The organism is Vibrio sp. MACH09 (assembly GCF_033238805.1).
Classification (GTDB): domain Bacteria; phylum Pseudomonadota; class Gammaproteobacteria; order Enterobacterales; family Vibrionaceae; genus Vibrio.
Genome location: NZ_BSFZ01000002.1, coordinates 1,083,318 through 1,085,942 on the forward strand (window position 1 = coordinate 1,083,318; position 2,625 = coordinate 1,085,942).

The window sequence follows — 2,625 nt, forward strand, 5'->3', positions numbered from 1 at the left end:
GAGTATGCATGATCCAATTAGGATGGAATTTTAATAATAGAGTTCTTAGTCTGTACCAGCTGCTGTTCTTTAATTTCATAGAGATTAGGCAGCTGATTTAGGGTCACTTTATCGTGAGAGACAACCAGTAATATCGCGTCAGGCGCTTCTTGCTTAATATACTGAAGCAGAGCGCTAACATCCGCGGTTGACAGGTTAGACAGAGCTTCATCAAGTATAATTATCTGTTTACTAGGATCGACGCTCATCAAAATGAGCAGTTTGCGTTTTTGCCCTGTCGACATGGGGATCTGGCTAATATCTCTCTGGAAAACAAATTCATAATCGATAGGCGCATGGGTAAAAATCAAGCTGCATATCTTGGTGATTTTGTTCACGTCGGTGACACCACGCATATAAAAATTGGCATAGACACTGCCGCGAATAAACTCAGAGTTAGGGTCGATAAAGACGACTTGTTTGGCAAATACGTTAGGATCAATATCGGCGCTATTATAGAAATCATTGTACAGAATAGTACCGCTATGTTCGGTATGAGACTGAACAATGGCTGCCATCAATGTTGATTTTCCACACCCGATAGGGCCATAAAATCCGTAGGTATTTCCTTTGGTTAGCTGCAAATTAATATTATTCAGCAGCGGAGACTGTTCGGCGGTGATGTCGACGTTTTTTAAGCTAACATTGGTTATGTTTTCAATATGCAGACCTTTTTGAACAAGCTTAGGTTCAAGGTTGTCCAACAACTCTCCAACAGCGAGCTTTAGGTGGTAGGTTGAGATCAGAACAAAGAAGCTCTTGGTCACAAAGCTGATCACACTTGAGGCCGCTCGGCCATTTAGTATTAGCAAAGCAAATAGGACGTTAAATACGCTGGTGTCGACTTTGGAGGTGTAAAACAGCACGATAAACAGCATGAAACTGGCAACAAATGAACTAACGCGAACAAACTCTTCCCAATTAAAGTTAAAACTGGCTAACTTATGGTCACTATCAAATGATTTCTTACATGAGTTCTCAAAGTTATTGAGCATAGATTGATTGTTCAAAAACCTTAACTGCTTGTTGTTTCGGTAGTAAGAAATACGTTCATTGAGTAGATCTTGTTGAGCCGATTCAAGTTCAATAAACACCTTGTAATTTCGATAACGCATGTAGGTTGCAGCAGCAATGACAACTAGATAAAAGGCAAACAATCCAAGGGCGTAGCTGCCAATAAACAAGAAGAGAAGAGAGATCACCAATAGAAATATGGAGGCGTCCATTATTATGCTGGGCAGGTTATCCCAGATAACTTTTCTATTGGATTCCACCATGCGCATTTTGGTTAAGCTATCTTTCTGTTTAAAGCCCGGCATCAGGGCGAGTAAGTAACGCTCTATTTTGATGGCATTTTTGTCGATTTTTCTTAAATGGACATGCTTTATCATGTGTTTCAGGGCGTACTCGCACCCCCATAAAATTAAAAACGCCAGAGTAACAAAGACAAGCGTGGAAGCTTGGGAGTTAAAAATGAGTCGTGTGTTGAATAAATTGCTGTAAAAGGCAGGAATCAGAACAAATGGAACCGCCGCTAAAAGGAAAAAGTTAATTTTAGGAAAGAGTTGGTAGATAACTTCGACAAATTCACGGGTTTTCAGGCTTTTAGGGTATGCCTCAATAAATACAACTTCTTTACCGATGACATCTGTCATCTCGATCTGTTCATGTCTGTCATTGACTAAGTTGGTGCCCACACGCTGCACGAACGAAGGATTATTATCGGAAATGATAAAGGCTTCAGGCAGGTCATTGACAGAGTTTACCGGTCGTTTTTCTAATGAATAGCTAAATAGAGGATCGATAAACAGCGGTTTAAGTTGCGAGATAAGTTGATCAAGTGTCTCTCCCTCTATGTGTTTAAAGGCTTTCCAATCAAAGCTGGCTTGAGCTTGTTTTACAAGCCGTGTGATAACTGTTTTCATAAAGGTCTCATCGAAAATAACTGCCTGAATACCGAAGTGAGCTCAAGGTTCAGGATTCACAATGGCATCCCTTTTAAGATTATCTGACGCTGAGCAAGCACCTTGAGGTCAATGGCGTATAATAAGTCTCTCTCGTAAATAGCACAATCTAATCTGAAATATTCCTTACCCTTTATTACTTGCACGTAACAATTTGTTTTCAAATCGTCATGTTCAAATAGTTACAATATATTGATTGTTACCGTTACATCATGTTGCATAGGTATAGCTAACAGATTTTATTCTATTTCTGCATATAGCGGAAAGTTATTGATATAATGTTCGGTCTTATATTACGCGGTGTTATAATGCCGTATTAGTGTGTTATTTGTTTTAATTATTAATGGTCGATGGCAATCGTTTTACTGGCATTGCTCGGCTGGATAATGTGTCCTTTTTATCTATATAGATCAATATCTTTTCGTGATTGGCTCATTTTTATGTTATAAGTTCACCTCTGATAAAGTGGATGTTAATGAGTTGTTTTAATTTAGATAACGTGAACGGGTTTTTATATTAAGTTCTGGTGACATTATTAACATTCAGAAATAACCACATTTTTTTTATCATTATTTTATTTTGATTAATTTTTGGGCAAATTAAGCTAGTTGGGTCTGTTACT

The 2,625-nt window shown here is 38.4% G+C and carries 1 protein-coding gene; it reads right to left on the reverse strand.

All coding sequences use genetic code 11. The features are described from left to right. Window positions 1-17: 17 nt before the first annotated feature. Window positions 18-1,964, reverse strand: a complete 1,947-nt coding sequence (locus tag CHJ_RS20150; protein ID WP_317918793.1) for an ATP-binding cassette domain-containing protein — start codon at window positions 1,962-1,964, stop codon at window positions 18-20. Between the last annotated feature and the right edge of the window lie 661 nt (window positions 1,965-2,625).